General features: G+C 63.0%; 14 protein-coding genes, 1 tRNA gene and 2 pseudogenes. 8 read left to right on the top strand and 9 right to left on the bottom strand.

Translation table 11 applies throughout. The annotated features are described in order from the left end of the window. Positions 1 to 109 precede the first annotated feature (109 nt). The 7 genes from WJ542_RS14295 (at position 110) to WJ542_RS14265 (ending at position 6,168) form a co-directional block, all read left to right on the top strand. Positions 110 to 1,360: an aspartate kinase gene (locus WJ542_RS14295; protein ID WP_411189871.1), complete on the top strand. Its 1,251-nt coding sequence runs from the start codon at positions 110 to 112 to the stop codon at positions 1,358 to 1,360. 172 nt (positions 1,361 to 1,532) lie between these two features. Then, positions 1,533 to 1,626, top strand: a tRNA-Ser gene (locus WJ542_RS14290). A gap of 138 nt (positions 1,627 to 1,764) precedes the next feature. Further along, the gene (locus tag WJ542_RS14285) at positions 1,765 to 3,012 is read left to right on the top strand and encodes a tyrosine-type recombinase/integrase (RefSeq protein WP_411189870.1); all 1,248 of its coding nucleotides are present in this window, start codon (positions 1,765 to 1,767) and stop codon (positions 3,010 to 3,012) included. Positions 3,013 to 3,349: 337 nt separating this feature from the next. Further along, positions 3,350 to 3,577, top strand: coding sequence for a hypothetical protein (locus WJ542_RS14280; RefSeq protein WP_411189869.1), 228 nt, complete (start codon positions 3,350 to 3,352; stop codon positions 3,575 to 3,577). A 12-nt stretch (positions 3,578 to 3,589) separates the two neighbouring features. Beyond that, on the top strand, positions 3,590 to 4,783 hold the full coding sequence (locus WJ542_RS14275; RefSeq protein ID WP_411189868.1) for a tyrosine-type recombinase/integrase: 1,194 nt from the start codon (positions 3,590 to 3,592) through the stop codon (positions 4,781 to 4,783). 344 nt (positions 4,784 to 5,127) lie between these two features. Beyond that, the gene (locus WJ542_RS14270) at positions 5,128 to 5,355 is read left to right on the top strand and encodes a helix-turn-helix transcriptional regulator (RefSeq protein WP_411189867.1); all 228 of its coding nucleotides are present in this window, start codon (positions 5,128 to 5,130) and stop codon (positions 5,353 to 5,355) included. Between the two features lie 522 nt (positions 5,356 to 5,877). Then, positions 5,878 to 6,168, top strand: a complete 291-nt coding sequence (locus WJ542_RS14265) for a prevent-host-death protein (RefSeq protein WP_411189866.1) — start codon at positions 5,878 to 5,880, stop codon at positions 6,166 to 6,168. A 56-nt stretch (positions 6,169 to 6,224) separates the two neighbouring features. On the opposite strand, the gene WJ542_RS14260 is transcribed toward WJ542_RS14265, so the two are convergent. Then, positions 6,225 to 6,785 (bottom strand): hypothetical protein, encoded by a 561-nt coding sequence (locus WJ542_RS14260; RefSeq protein WP_411189865.1) that lies wholly within the window; start codon positions 6,783 to 6,785, stop codon positions 6,225 to 6,227. Positions 6,786 to 7,067: 282 nt separating this feature from the next. Between WJ542_RS14260 and WJ542_RS14255 the strand changes: the two genes are divergently transcribed. Beyond that, positions 7,068 to 7,637, top strand: a complete 570-nt coding sequence (locus tag WJ542_RS14255; RefSeq protein WP_411189864.1) for a hypothetical protein — start codon at positions 7,068 to 7,070, stop codon at positions 7,635 to 7,637. A 36-nt stretch (positions 7,638 to 7,673) separates the two neighbouring features. On the opposite strand, the gene WJ542_RS14250 is transcribed toward WJ542_RS14255, so the two are convergent. The 8 genes and pseudogenes from WJ542_RS14250 to WJ542_RS14215 all read right to left on the bottom strand — a co-directional run. Continuing rightward, positions 7,674 to 8,408 (bottom strand): acyl-homoserine-lactone synthase, encoded by a 735-nt coding sequence (locus tag WJ542_RS14250; protein WP_411189863.1) that lies wholly within the window; start codon positions 8,406 to 8,408, stop codon positions 7,674 to 7,676. A gap of 167 nt (positions 8,409 to 8,575) precedes the next feature. Next, positions 8,576 to 9,364 (bottom strand): autoinducer binding domain-containing protein, encoded by a 789-nt coding sequence (locus tag WJ542_RS14245; RefSeq protein ID WP_411189862.1) that lies wholly within the window; start codon positions 9,362 to 9,364, stop codon positions 8,576 to 8,578. 391 nt (positions 9,365 to 9,755) lie between these two features. Then, positions 9,756 to 10,682, bottom strand: a complete 927-nt coding sequence (locus tag WJ542_RS14240) for a 3-oxoacyl-[acyl-carrier-protein] synthase III C-terminal domain-containing protein (protein ID WP_411189861.1) — start codon at positions 10,680 to 10,682, stop codon at positions 9,756 to 9,758. After that, positions 10,679 to 11,740 (bottom strand): 3-oxoacyl-ACP synthase, encoded by a 1,062-nt coding sequence (locus WJ542_RS14235; RefSeq protein WP_411189860.1) that lies wholly within the window; start codon positions 11,738 to 11,740, stop codon positions 10,679 to 10,681. The genes WJ542_RS14240 and WJ542_RS14235 overlap by 4 nt, the downstream gene beginning before the upstream one ends. Continuing rightward, positions 11,737 to 12,351, bottom strand: coding sequence for a GNAT family N-acetyltransferase (locus tag WJ542_RS14230; protein WP_411189859.1), 615 nt, complete (start codon positions 12,349 to 12,351; stop codon positions 11,737 to 11,739). The genes WJ542_RS14235 and WJ542_RS14230 overlap by 4 nt, the downstream gene beginning before the upstream one ends. Then, positions 12,320 to 13,450, bottom strand: coding sequence for an acyl-CoA dehydrogenase family protein (locus tag WJ542_RS14225; RefSeq protein WP_411189858.1), 1,131 nt, complete (start codon positions 13,448 to 13,450; stop codon positions 12,320 to 12,322). Before WJ542_RS14225 ends, WJ542_RS14230 begins: the two co-directional genes overlap by 32 nt. A gap of 22 nt (positions 13,451 to 13,472) precedes the next feature. Beyond that, positions 13,473 to 14,039: pseudogene (locus WJ542_RS14220) on the bottom strand (type III PLP-dependent enzyme domain-containing protein); the annotation flags it as partial. An 11-nt stretch (positions 14,040 to 14,050) separates the two neighbouring features. After that, positions 14,051 to 14,287 (bottom strand): annotated as a pseudogene (locus WJ542_RS14215) (transposase); the annotation flags it as partial. Positions 14,288 to 14,340 lie beyond the last annotated feature (53 nt).

Genomic DNA, 14,340 nt, shown 5'->3' with positions numbered 1-14,340 from the left:
TCCGCGCGTGCTGCACGCGCTGCAGAGGTGCCGTCGCCGTGGCCGTGAGCCTTCCGGCGGCGCCGTCATCAGTGCGCCAGCGCGGTAACATCTCCAGTTCAGAACGACAATGGCACTCATCGTACACAAATACGGCGGCACCTCGATGGGCTCGGTCGAGCGCATCAAGAACGTTGCCAGGCGCGTTGCCAAATGGCACAAGGCCGGCCACAAGATGGTCGTCGTGCCTTCGGCAATGTCCGGCGAAACCAACCGGCTGCTCGGCCTCGCGAAAGAGATTTCGGCCCAGCCGAGCCCGCGCGAACTCGACATGATTGCGTCGACCGGCGAGCAGGTCAGCGTTGGCTTGCTGTCGATCGCGCTGCACGACGCCGGCGTCGACGCCATCAGCTATACCGGCTGGCAGGTCCCCGTGAAGACCGACAGCGCGTTCACGAAAGCGCGCATCAACGAAATCGACGGCGAGCGCGTGCTGGCCGACCTCGACGCGGGCAAGGTGGTCGTGATCACCGGCTTCCAGGGCATCGACCCGGACGGCCACATCACGACGCTCGGCCGCGGCGGTTCGGATACCTCGGCGGTTGCGGTGGCCGCAGCCCTCAAGGCCGACGAATGCCTCATCTACACGGACGTCGACGGCGTCTACACGACCGACCCGCGCGTGGTGGACGACGCGCGGCGCCTGGACCGCATCACCTTCGAAGAGATGCTGGAAATGGCCAGCCTCGGCTCGAAAGTGCTGCAGATCCGTTCGGTCGAATTCGCGGGCAAGTATCAGGTGAAGACGCGCGTGCTCTCCAGCCTGACCGACCCGATGATGGACCTCGCCGAAGAAATGAAGTCGGGCACCCTGATTACTTTTGAAGAAGACGACACCATGGAAAAAGCAGTCATCTCGGGTATCGCGTTCCAGCGCGACGAGGCCCGCATTGCCGTGATGGGCGTGCCCGACAAGCCGGGCATCGCGTATCAGATCCTCGGCCCGGTGGCGGACTCGAACATCGATGTCGACATGATCATCCAGAACCAGAGCGTGGCCGGCAAGACCGACTTCACGTTCACGGTGCCGCGCGGCGATTATCAGCGCGCCATGGACGTCCTCAACAACCAGGTGAAGGGTCACGTGAGCGCTGAGCAGGTGCTGGGCGACCCGAAGGTGTCGAAGGTTTCCGTGGTGGGTGTGGGCATGCGTTCGCACGTGGGCGTGGCGAGCAAGATGTTCCGCACGCTCTCGGAAGAGGGCATCAACATCCAGATGATTTCGACCTCCGAAATCAAGATCTCGGTGCTGATCGACGAGAAGTACATGGAACTGGCGGTGCGCGCGCTGCACAAGGCGTTCGATCTCGAACACGCGTAAAGCGTGACGGGGGCGTGACAGGTTTCGCGGGGTTCGGGGCGCCGCGCGCGACATTGGTCGCGTGCATGCGGAAAAATCTGCAAAAAGTGCGTCCCAAAAATTGACCTGGTGGCGCGAACCCGCTATTATCTTGGCTTCGTCGCGCTGCCTCCCTGGCGCGAGCGAAGGTTCGGGAGACGTGGCCGAGAGGTCGAAGGCACTCCCCTGCTAAGGGAGCATCTGGGCCAAAACCTGGATCGAGGGTTCGAATCCCTCCGTCTCCGCCAGGAGCACTTCCCGGAGCATGCCGCACCGTTTCGGGATCAGCCCCGGAAGCCCGCCACAAGCGGCTTCCGGGGTTTTTTCTTGTCCCGGACCTTCCCAACCCATACCCGTCAATCGCTTGCAAAAGTATGGGTAAAAGTATGGGTAAGAGGAAGGCACAAGCCACCAGAAATTCACGTTCCATCCACCGTCTTTCCGCGCTCGGTGTCGTCCGGCTGACAGGGCCTGGCTACTACTGTGACGGCGGCGGGCTCTATCTCCAGGTGTCGCCCTCAGGGGCGCGCTCCTGGGTCTACCGTTTCCGGCACGAAGGGCGTCTGCGCGAGATGGGTCTCGGCGGGCTGCGGCGCGTGTCGCTTGCCGATGCCCGCGAGCGCGCGCAGGGCTGCCGCAGGCAGCTTGGCAACGGCCTTGATCCTGTCGAGGAGCGGCGCCGCGAGCGGGCGCAGCGCGCCGCGCAGCGCGCGCGCACGAAGACTTTCGACGAATGCACCACGGCATACATCCGGGCCAACCGCGCGGGCTGGAAGAACGAGAAGCACGTGGCGCAGTGGGAGAGCACCCTGGCCACCTACGCATCACCGCTCATCGGGAGCCTTCCGGTGCGCGACATCGACACGGCGCACATCGTGAGCGTACTCGAGCCGATCTGGGAGGCGAAGCCCGAAACGGCGAGTCGAGTACGCGGGCGCGTCGAGGCGGTGCTGGACTGGGCGAAGGCACACCGGTATCGCGACGACGAGAATCCGGCGCGCTGGAAGGGGCACCTGGACAAGGTGCTGCCCGCGCGCACGAAGGTACGCAAGGTCCGGCATCATGCCGCGCTGCCCTACGCGGAAGTGGCCGCGTTCATGAAGGTACTCAGGGTCCAGGACGGCCTCGCGGCGCGCGCACTGGAGCTTGCGGTTCTCACGGCGGCCCGGACCAGCGAGGTCATCGGGGCAAGGCGGGGCGAGTTCGATCTCGAAGCGGGGATGTGGACGGTGCCGGCCGAACGGATGAAGGCGCAGCGTGCCCACCGGGTTCCCCTGTCAGCGGCATCACTGGACCTCGTGCGCCGGTTACTAAACGATACGGATGACGAACTGTTATTTCCGGGCGGAAAGAAAGACAGGTCGCTGTCGAACATGGCGATGCTGACCGTACTGCGCAGGATGAATTGCACCGGCCTGACGGTGCATGGCTTCCGTTCGACCTTCCGTGACTGGGCAGCCGAATGTACGACCTATCCGAACGAGATGGCGGAGATGGCGCTGGCGCACACGGTCGATGACAAGGTGGAAGCTGCGTACCGTCGTGGCGACATGTTCCAGCGGCGCCGGCAGATGATGGACGACTGGGCCACATGGTGCGAGGGCCAGGCGCAGAGGGAAAGCGCCACGGCATAGGCGCCACTGTCACCCGTCGTTGCGGTGTGCCCGGCAAGGGCGTACCGCAACGCGCATGTGCGTCTCGCCCACGGCCGGCCAGGAATGGAGGGAAGTGACATGTCAGTGTGGGACAGCCGGTACCGGTGATGATGAACTGGACGATTCGATGCCACCGTATCGCCGGCGGACAGTATGGCATCGGGGCTTCCGGCGTACCGGGGCGTGAATGCGCGTGATCATCCGGTCGCATTCCGCAGGGATGAGGGCATGACGATTGCCCGTGTGTGCAGTCAGGTGGCCCGGGTGTTGTTCCGGTCTGCCCGCCGGAGGGGGCCATCGGCCCGACCACCGCGGCATGAAAATCGACTGGCATGCCTGGCCGCCATTTAATTCGTCATCCTCCAGATATCACATCGACTGGAAAAACCGTCGTCTGCAGGCTCGTCAGGAAGTTTTCCCGCACCGTCCAGCACCATCCCGGCAACAACCGGAAAGCACCGCCAGTAAAGGGATCGCGGGATTTTTCATTGTCACGATTGGCTCGTCCATGTACCCTCCGGGTGTGATCGTCAATATGGCCTGACAGGAGGCAGCCATGGGAGCCATTCACCGTCTTTCGTCACTCGGCGTCGCACGTCTGAACAAGCCCGGCCGTTACTGCGATGGTGGTGGCCTCTACCTTCAGGTGTCGGTTGCGCGGACACGCTCGTGGGTCTACCGCTTCAGACGCAGGGGCAGACTGAGGGAGATGGGGCTGGGACCACTCGATGTCACGACGCTGGCCGAGGCACGCGAGCGTGCCTCGCGCTACCGGAAGATGGTCCTGGAAGGCCTGGACCCGATCGAGGTCAGGCGTGCAGAGCTCATGCAGCACAAGGCAATGGCCGGGCGCAGCAGGACGTTCGACGAATGCGCGAAGGCGTTCATCGAGGCTAACCGGTCGGGCTGGAAAAGCGCCAAGCACGCCGCGCAATGGGAGAACACGCTCGCCGCCTACGCTTCACCGGTCATCGGGCCTCTATTCGCGCAGGACATCGACACGGCCCTGGTCGTGCGCGTGCTCGAGCCGGTCTGGCAGCTCAAGACGGAAACGGCCAGTCGTGTGCGCGGGCGCATCGAGGCCGTGCTCGACTGGGCGACGGTGCACAGGTATCGGGAGGGCGACAACCCGGCCCGCTGGAAAGGGCATCTCGACAAGGTCTTTCCTGCACGCACGAAGGTACGTAAGGTGTGGCATCGTGCTGCGTTGCCCTACGCGGGCGCTGGTGCGTTCGTGAAGCAGCTCCGGGAGCAGAAGGGCCTGGCAGCGCGTGCGCTTGAACTCCTCATCCTGACCGCTGCCAGGACCAGCGAAGTGCTCGGGGCCACGCGTAGCGAATTCGATCTTGATGCCGCCACGTGGACCGTGCCGGCGCAACGGATGAAGGCGGACCGCGTGCACCGGATTCCGCTGTCCGAACCTGCCCGCGACCTCGTGCGCTGTCTGCTCGACGAGACTGGCGGCGAGCTGCTGTTCCCGGGCATGAAAAGAGGGAAGCCGCTGTCGAACACGGCAATGCTCGCGGTCCTTCGGCGGATGGAGCAAACCGGTATCACCGTACATGGTTTCCGGTCGACATTCCGCGACTGGGCAGCCGAGTGCACGACCTATCCGAACGAGATGGCGGAGATGGCGCTGGCGCACGCCGTGGACGACAAGGTGGAGGCCGCGTATCGACGCGGCGACATGTTCCGGCGCCGCAAGCAGATGATGGACGACTGGGCGGCATACTGTGCACGGGCCGCGTAGCCGTTTCACCTGTCACCCGCGAACGCCAGGCTTGCAGATGTTTGGTGTTGATGCAGGAGACGCGCACGCCTCATCAATGGTCCCCGTTCACATGTGCTTCGATTGATGCCGCTCACGGATCCGGAAATAGCGAAGTTTTTTCGCGAATGGGCGGGAAGAAGCAAGGATGGACTTTCTCTCGCTGCGGGATGGGAACTCATGGGAAACGATGGGACGTCCCCCGCATGGGCAGCCCGCCGAAGCGCCGCAACGATCCTCCTGAGAACGCGTTTGATACACCTGGCGGCACGCGCTAGTCTGGTCATGTCCTGTGATGTCTGGACTTCGTCGGGAGGGCCTTCACCGTGAACGAGCAGGGTGGTGATCACGCAGGTGCGAAAGCGCGCCTTATCCGTCTTCGTGAGGTGCGCACGCGGGTAGGACTCGGCGCGAGCACAGTTTATCGTTACCTCGCCGCGGGAAAATTTCCTCGGCCTGTCGACATTGGGGGGGGACGCGTAGCATGGCTTGAAAGCGAGGTCGACGCATGGATCGCAAGCCGCCCGGAAGTTGGCGGTCGCGGTCGGCAGTAGCTGTCTGCTCATCCTGGCCGGGCCAGGGTCTTCCGGGGCAGACGGTGGAAGTCCTGGGGCGGTGATCGGGCCACAACGGTATGAGCATCCATGGCCGGGATTACAAGTGTGGCTCTACATGGGGAGCATTGGCATGGGCGACGGGCAGTTCCGCGAGCAGCGTTAAGAGGTCGTTATGCCGGGAAACGGTGACATGCTCTGGATCAACGGTGCTGACGGCTTGTGCTGGGTAAGCGGTTTCGAGTGGACCTTCATCGTAGCGCCTCCACGCAGGACGCCAGGAGCGAGTGCCTGGATTGCACCCACGGCCGCGCAGGCGTAGGCGGCTGAGAGATCTTTCGTGCCGAAGTGCTACGGCATCACGGCGTCGTTGTTGCCGCGGATACGCTTACGTTTGACCGAGCAGTGTGGCGCCGCGCGGCTCGTTGTTCCAGGTACCGTCGACGCGTAGACGGGCGACCATGTATGAAGGAGTGTAAGCCATACGGAATTTTGTACGCCTGATGGTGAAGGGAGAAGACTGTGGTTATTGCTGCGGGCGATGTGATTCCCCTGTCCCAGGCAAGTGCCGACCTGTCAGGGATTGCCGACCGGCCAGAGGCCGGTTTTGAAAAAATCGTCACGAAGAATGGCGAACAATACGTTGCCATCGTTGATGCCCAGAGGCTCGACTACGCTCACAAGCTGCAGCGAGCGTGCATTAGCCTGTTACTGGCCGAGGAGGCAGGTAGGGGCCTTGACGACATAGCTGCCGGCAACGTGAAAGACGCACGCAGGACGTTGTCGGCAATCAGGCGCCGACGTGTGCCGTGACAGCGTGATGCGCTGCAAGGTGTACTGCAACTTCGAGTGCGGCCTTGCATCGCCCATCAGTGACGCTGCGACGGTTGTGACCGGAACCCTGGACATGTAGCGATCCAGTTTTCGACACCCTGACCGCTTTCGAGATGACCGTGCTGTGTCGGGCGCAGTCGGGAGCCAGTCTTGGGATGGCAAGGCGAGAAATAGCCCGCCACTCGAGCGCAGACTCGGCTCAAGATTTGGGACATGATTCGTGCGCCGATACACATGATTATGTGTATCGGCGCGTGCTTTCTGACGGCGGACACCATGGCTGAAACTGTTAATTTCACGGGGTCGGTGGACCGGGAGCTTCTCAAGCGCTCGCCAAGATTCTCGCGGCGAAGTCGGACACGTCCGTTGATGCGCTGTTTAATGCCGAGCTTTGCTATCTCGTCGAGACATTCGAGGCGGCGGAGGCGAGCGGCAACCAGAACTTCCGCACCTTGCTCGATTTCTCTCTCGGCCGCATCGACGACCGTCTGGCGATGCAGGCGCTTGGTATCGACAGCGACGAAGATCTCTTCCTGTTGATGGCACAGGCGCGCCGACGCGCAGGACGTTGTCCTCCACGTGAAAGCTGTCAGCACGCGACATATGCAACGCGGATACAGGTACATCACCGGTTCATCCGCTCGCGCCTTTCAACATCACGTTAATGGTTGCACCTGCATCCGACACCCTGCCTTGTTTCGCAGTTGATCTTTCGTCTGAGAAAAACGAAAAAAGATGTGTGGAGGGCCCGGCTGCGTTTCCGTGTGATCAAGCTGCCGATAGCGCCGGAGAGTGCGAGGAGGCATTCCAGATCCCTGAACACGGTAGAAGCCGGTTCCGTCGCCACGAGACGCGCATGCTCACTCGAGGCAGGGAACATGATGGAAGAACTCAATGCATGGCGGCAGGCTGGCGCTAAACGCAGCCTCGCGACTTCCGCTCCTGGCGTCAGTCCTGACCAGCGTTCGCCACAGGCCGAGAGCGAAGTTCATCGGCTGCGCAAGCTTGTTGAATTGAAGGATCACCAGATCTGTGAGCTGCGCAAGGCGCTGGCCCATACGGCGACGGTTCACTTTTCACTGGAAGATCGTCTTCAGCGCGAACTGGACTCTCTGCGGGTCATGCTGCCCGACGACGGACCGCAGACGCAATGTGGGGTGCCGGGTGCTGATGAACCCGAGCTCGGTACCATGGTCAGATTGCCGTATATGACGAAAACGCTGTCCGTCCTGTTCGACGCCATGTATGCGTTCTGGGCTGACTGCAACGACACGAAAGCGCCCAAATCAAGCACTGTCGCACACGCGATTGACGAACGCCTGGGTTTGAGCTCACAGGCGAATGGCGAGGCGTCGCGCAGCGGTCAGGCCTACGCGTCTGCGATCAGGCCTGACTGGGTCAAGGACGCTGACAACCGTCACCATTGCCGACCGGCTGGCGTCAGGTGATGCAGGTCTGCTCCAAAGTCCTGCACGATTGTGCGGTTACGGATGGGGCGAGTCGCCCGGGTGGATCATCGGTGTGCCGCTGATTGTCAGGGGCGCGTTTGACTGCCAATCGGCAGGGCGGGGATGATCGATTCGAAAGCGTTGAGCTGTCGGCAAATCTCTAAGGCGGCAGATTGCGCCCAGCAACGTGCCGGCATCGCAATGGATGCAGCTGAAGCTGGCGGGTGTCAGATCGATTGCGCATGCAACGATGTCGGAAGGCTTTCCAGGCCCGCCATGACCGAGATCGACGAGGGCGAGTCCATAGCGCCGGTACAGACGGGCCACGGAGCGTGTGAGTACCCCGACCAGTCGTATAACACCGAAGGAGGCAGCAAGCGCCATCGAATAGGGAAATAGCGACATGCCAGACGTGGTCGCGTCGAGCTGGTTCGACAGGCTTGTTCCCGCAAACCGGGACATTTCCCAGATCGAAGGCGAGGAGGGTACGGATTCCGGATATACGAGTTGCGGGAAGACATCGCGAAGGAGGCATGGCCCTGTCGTGGGCATCAGGCGCGCGCATCCGCAGACCGTTCCATCGGTGGCCAGGGCCACGAGCTGGATGGTGTCGCCTCCATCGAATTCGTCCCATTCGGCTGTGGCGTCAGCTGAGACGCCGGGAATCTCCCAGTGCAACCGCTGGACAAAAACCTTGTGACGGAAGGCTCCGAGACGGTGACGCAAACTGGTTGGCAGATCGTCGAGTCTGCCGGCTATGACGTGTGACATGGCTCCTCCTCGTGTTAGCCGTTGAGGCGAAGCTATCAGTGCGATTTCGGACCAGAAACTCGGAAGTTGCGGAGGGTGGAGGCACAATTGCCTATGCAGCGGGTACCGCTGCCACAGGCAATCGGCACGCGAAAGAGAAGGCCAGACGGGATGATCGAAAGGGGGCGTCAGGGTTCGACCAGACCCTGGACGGTCGCGTTGACGGCCGCCGCTGTGCGACTGTTGAAGTTGAGCGCTTTCATCGCTTCTTCAATGTGATAGTCGACGGTATAGCGGGAAATCCCGAGGATGATGCCGATTTCCGTTGAGGTTTTGCCGCGAGCGACCCAGGTGAGGCATTCCCGCTGACGGGGTGTCAGGAAGTGGGAGGCTTTCGTTGACCGTGTGCGCGTGAGCCGGTGCAGCTCGAAGTGAAACTGGGTGCTGATGAGATAGGCGAGCCGGGCGTTGAATGCATCGTTGACCGATTCGAGAGGTCCCGCCAGACTGAAGAGCAGGACGCTGCCGCCGGGCTGGTGCAGCGGCACGCTGAGGCCGCCCGGCAAACCGGCCTGCCGCGCCTCGTCGAGGATTCGATGTTCGGCCTTGCTCAAGCCGACAATGTCGTGCCAGCGGAAGGGTGCCGACTGGGTGAATGCAGCGCGGTGAACGGGGTCGGCACAGGCGTAGTTACGGCGTTGATAGTGTCGGACCCATTCATCCGGATAATCGCCGCAGATTACCTCCAATGCCGTCCGAGGGAGGCAGGGGGAACGGGTACGTGCAACGCGGCTGATGACGAAATGGGGAAAGCCCAACGCGCTGGCGGCGTTTCCGAAGGAGTCGGCGAGTGAGGGAAGATCGGCGGCATATGCGAGTGGCATCATCGGTGCCGTGACGGCTCCCTGCGAGCGGTCAACTGCAGGTGACGTGGGGCGGAGGACCGCATTGGGAGGGTCCTGCGATGCATCTTTCATATCGACTACCTCGGCGCTGCCCCACGGGGTCCGGAACATCAGTACCGCATGAAAGTGCTGGTCCCTGCACACGATGTGCGCAGCTCATGCGAGAGGCATTTCCGGGAGTGAGGAGCCAGTCAGAGGCCGGCATCCGGTTGCCAGAAGGGAGTTCCGGCACGGTCTACCAGACGCCGGCTGCTGACGTTTCCGGTAACCACTTTACACATATTATAGTCAGTAGAATAGATTCGCACGTCGTGCCACTTTCAGTGCGCGGCAGTCGGCAAGCCTCGACGGTAAAGGTCGTTGCGACGGGAATAAAAGGGCTGCGATGCTGCTTCGCTGAGGGGGTGTCCGTGCGACCGGAACGCCGTTAAGCGTAGCTGTGGGCCGGTGGTTATTGATCCGATTACCGGCAGAGGACCGCTGCGGCGCAGAATCCGCCGACGCCTCGCGCGAAAAGGAGGAACGGGCGACCGGGAACAAGGACGTCATCGCAGTCGGCCAGATTGATGAATGGATCGCTGACGGTGACGTGTCCGACACGCGCAAAATTGCTGGCGAACAGCCGCTCCCGTGGAATCCGGAGCGAGTCCAGCAGCCGGTACCATGCAGGAAGGTCCAGATGGTGTGGCAGGATGAGCTGCAGGTCTTCGGGGGGGCAGTGCGCCTGCCGGAGGGTGGTGCTGATCAGGCTGCGGGCTGCAAGAAATTGGCGCGCGGCGACGGACGGACTGTCGAGTCCTGAGGTGCCGCGCCACCCCAGTCCGCTGCAGTGCGTCCCCACTGCAAGCAGCCGGTTGGTCGCGCCGCCGCGTTGCACGAGCGCGGCAAACGCGCCGTCACCCATGATGCCTTCGCCGCGCATGAGTCTCTCTGGTTCAAGTGGCATGACGTCCGCGCCGACGAGCAGGACGCGACGCATGTGCGGCCGCGCGACGAACATCACACGGATGACGCGCAGTGCGCCCAGTGCCGAGGCGCAGTGTTGCTGGGCGAGGGAAAACGTCTCGGCGTGGGTAAAACAAAAGCGATCGCACAGCAGACCGGGCAGCGACATGGGCGGCGGAGCGATGCTGCCCTGCAGGGTGTGCACGTAGACGAGGCAGTCGATGGTATCCGCCGCGACACACGAGGCGAGCATGACCTGATGGATTGCGCTGGCCGCGAGCCCGATTGCCGTCTGGCCCGTGGCGCGGTGGTACCGATGCATTCCGGCACGTTCGAGCCCCGGTACGGCAGCGTATTGTCCGGCGCGCCTGCCCCAGCTTCCGACGTCATCGACGCGCCCGGGAAGATGATAGGCGACATGGGTGATAGCGGGATCCTGCGTCATGAGGCAGAGCGCCTGGTGGACCGGCGGTCCTGGAAGGGCATGCCGCGCGCCTCGAGCAACGCGGCACCGATGAAGCCTCCGATGCCGAACCCCCACAGCAGCGTGCGGCGGTCGTGGCGGGGGGCCAGGCAATCGGGTGTCTGTGCGAGTCGGACGATGGACTCGGCCGCGCCAAGGTGAGCAGACTCTTCGCGCCGTTCGCGCACGGCAGGGCGATCGAGATGGCTGTGCACTGCGACACTGAGGGATGGCATCCCCTGATGGCCGATCACATCGTTTATCTGGTTGCGGTGGAGGCCATTCCGGGCGAGCAGAAGATCGATGAGCTTTGTCAGTGTGGATGCCCAGGACTCGTCGCCTTTTGTGGTCCCGGGTTGGCTGCGATGGGGAACGCGGCGCGTTTCGGCATCGAGTATCCTCAGCCCGCCACTTTCAGGGGCGGCTCTTTGGATGAGCAGCGCGCCGGCGGCGTCCCCCTGTATCACTCCGCCCGTCGCGCATCTTGTGAACGGTGGGTACCATTTCTCGGCAGCGACAATCAGGATGGTGTGGACGTCCGCCTCGGCAAGCAGCAGGTCACCGGCAAGTCTCAAGGCAGTGAAGACCGACGCTCCCTGCTGTTGCGATACCGAAAACGCAAGGCACGACGCGCCGGTTTCCTCGCACAGCCTGCCGGCGGTTGTGGCCGGGACATGCTCGCCGGGCGTGGTATGGCAGAACATGATGACGTCGATCGGGCTGGCGTTGCCGGGGCGTCTGGCGCAAATGTTCCTGAGTACCTGCGCGGCGAGTCCTGTCTGGTCCAGTGTGGTTTCGACAGGGATCATGTAGCACCGATCCGGAATCGCTGGATCGTGACTCAAGGTCGGCGGATGACCGGCCTCAATCTGCGGTAATGCCTCCAGCCAGTGTCCATAGTCCGGATGCCAGGAGCGCATCCAGGTGTTCCAGCCTGGGTTGCTGGTAGTGCGCAGTGCTGATTCTTTTTCAAGCCATCGGGACAGCGGCATGGCGGGCGGCACACACGACGTCAGTGCGGTGATGACCGGGCGGCTCATGGCTCACCCGCGGGCGTCCCGGTGGCCAAGGCGAGGTCTCCCGGCAACAGGTCGTACAGTACGCGTCCAAAGCGGGAGCCCTGCATGACGTGGCAGTTGCGCTGCTGTCCAGCGGGGCGAAACCCGATGCGCTCGAGCAGCCGGCGCGAGCGCACGTTACAGTCCACCGCCCAGGCCGTGATGCACTGCAGACGGTCGGTCATGAAGGCATCATGCAGCACGCGCGTCGATGCGAGCAGCGTCATGTCACGGCAGGCGGGTCTTCGTGCGTCGCGCAGGACCCAGAAGGATCCGGTTCCGAATGCATGCGTGATGTCGCTGACGGCCGCAAGGCCACTCGGCGTGTGGTGTCCCATGGCGCCGAAAACCCGAAGCCTGTGCCGGCCGCTGCGGGCCATCGACTGGATGGCGAGGAGCGGCAGTGTCTGGCGGCCCAGCCCGAAATCGAACCACTGGTTGAGGTCCGGCCGCGCGAGCCAGGCGGCAATATCGTGCAGGTCGTCACCATCGGGCTCGCGAAGCCAGCAGGATGGCGCTCTTCCTGCGGCTGCGGCCAGGACACACCGGTCCTTTTGCCCCTCAGGAACGCGGGCCTGGTTGCAGTTGCTCACGCGGATTCTCCGTCCCAGCGCGTGCTGGCGCAGTTGCGGTCAGGCTCTGGCCGACGCCGGAAAAAAGCATCGCAAACCAGTGCATTGTCTGGAACCGCGCTGCAGGGGGCAGTCCTTCGACGTAGCCGTGCCCGCCGCACAGCTGCACCAGCTCCCGGCTTGCATCCAGCGCCTCGGTTGCGATGTGACGGGCCATCTGGCTGACGGTCACGACCTGCATGTCGCCGTCGAGCATCGCGGCGCTGCGCAGAAAGAGGTGGCAGGCATGGGCCGCCGTGACCAGGTCGGCGACGCGCGAGGCGACGAGTTGATGGGCGGCAAGCGGCTTGCGGAAGCTGTGGCGACCCGCGCTGTATGAGAGCGCGAAACTGGCGCTTTGCCGCATCGCTCCGCAGAGCAGTGCGCCAAGATAGAGCGCAACGTCGACTAACCACAGCCGGGCGGGATCGTGCGGCCTCATACCCGCAGCAGGAGGGACAGTGACAACGTGCGCTTTGGACGTGGCAAGGTCGTAATGCTCGAGGCACAGGCCATCCGTGAGCACGACTGTGGCATTGCCGGGCTCCGGTGAGCTTGCATCTGCTGTCGCGATGACGAGACTGATGTGCCCGTCGCGCTCCTGAATCGTCATGAAGGGCGAGTTGCGGTGCTGGCGCAGCACCCACATGCCGGCACCATTGACGTCGACGATACCCGGTGCGATCGACGTCGTGCCGTCGAAATAGTGACTGACGTCGTGATCAGGCAGACGGTCAAGCGCCTCGCAACCGCGCAGCGTCATCAGTGCGGGGCTGCTGAGCGAGAGCTGGACGGCCCGCTCAAGCGGGCCGGCGGCGAGTTGTTCCATGATGAGCGCCAGGTCGTGCCGGCTGATGTTCATGCCGCCGCCAGCTTCCGGCAGGATCATGCGTCCCACTTCGAGCGTTGCAGCCAGCCGGACAGTCTCGAGCCATGCCGAAGGATCGGGCGGCTGCCGAAGCAGCGGCTCAAGGCGGTCGCGCGCGAACCGTTCGGTCGCTGCACGCAGGTCCTGCATTTCTTCACTGAGATCCCATGTTGCGGGTTCAGGTACCGCGACAGAACATCCAGTCATTACCATGCTGTTCTCCGTGGTGTCCAGGCTAGACGAGCATCTCGACGGGGGCCGGGTGACCCAGGAAATGCTCCGGGCTGGCTGAGCGGCCATAGGCACCCGATTGCCTGATCACCACATAATCCCCGATACGCGATTCGGGCAATTCCACGTCGTCGGCGAGCCGGTCGAGAGGCGTGCACAGGCAGCCGACCACGTGGCAGCGCTCGTACGACGTGGCATTGGCCCGGTTTCCGAGGAAGACCGGGAAATTCCGGCGCAGGACCTGGCCGAAGTTGCCGGAGGCCGCCAGATGGTGATGCAGACCGCCGTCGGTGATGACAAACGTCTTGCCGCCCGAGACCTTGCGGTCGATGACGCGGCACACATAGATGCCTGCTTCGCCGACCAGATATCGTCCGAGTTCCAGGATGGTTTTCGTGTGTGGAAGCAGTGAGTGAAGCCGCGCGTGCCAGCCGTGCATGGCGCCACAGACGGCCTCGATATCCAGCGGTGTTTCCCCCGGGAAATAGGGGATGCCAAAGCCGCCGCCGAGATTGACGAAGTCGGGTTCCACGCTCAGGTCGCCGGCCAGGCGCTCGACGAGTTCCGCACTAAGAGACGGTTTCATAAAGGCTGTTGAGTTCGCTGAAGAGTGTTCCAGCAGATCAGGCAACAACCGAGTTTGAGGAACGCGTCGTGAATGTCCGCACGGCGTTCGAAGCGAATACGCAAACGGCGGAAGTTATGCAACCAGGCATGGGTACGTTCGACGACCCAACGAACTTTTCCAAGGCCGCTACCGTGCGGGTGACCGCGCCGTGCGATGCGGGTGGGGATGTTGCGCACGTGCAGGAGGCGCCGGTACTTGTTGTTCCGTCGCGATCTAAACGGTATTCTGTAGTGCGAGATATTTG

Origin of the sequence: Paraburkholderia yinzeri (assembly GCF_046581065.1) — a bacterium.
Lineage (GTDB): Bacteria > Pseudomonadota > Gammaproteobacteria > Burkholderiales > Burkholderiaceae > Paraburkholderia.
Note: the sequence above shows the minus strand (reverse complement) of the source record. Positions and strands in the feature narration are given on the sequence as shown.